1 protein-coding gene is annotated in these 254 nt (G+C 71.7%); it reads left to right on the top strand.

The features are described 5' to 3' along the window. Positions 1–228, top strand: a 228-nt coding sequence (locus SB786_RS36960; RefSeq protein WP_410731677.1) for a PfkB family carbohydrate kinase, incomplete at its 5' end; no start/stop codon positions are given. Positions 229–254: the final 26 nt, after the last annotated feature.

Here is a 254-nt window from a genome sequence, read left to right as displayed (position 1 = left end):
CGAGGGACGGCAGGGCATGGCCGCCATCGGGCGAGGGCGGTGGTCGCCGTCGATACGACGGCGGCCGGCGACACCTTCGTCGGCGGCTTCGCGGCGGCCCGCGCGAGCGGTGCGTCGATGGATGACGCCATTGCGTTCGGCCAGCACGCGGCCGCGATCAGCGTGACGCGCCACGGCGCGCAAACCTCGATTCCGACACGCGAAGAAGTGGAGCGTGCGGCCGTATAGATTCCGCGACGACGGAACGGGCAGCA

The sequence above is a fragment of the Burkholderia sp. SIMBA_062 genome (genome assembly GCF_046534765.1).
Classification (GTDB): Bacteria; Pseudomonadota; Gammaproteobacteria; order Burkholderiales; family Burkholderiaceae; genus Burkholderia; species Burkholderia ambifaria.
This window is presented reverse-complemented; position numbering and strand designations above follow the sequence as displayed.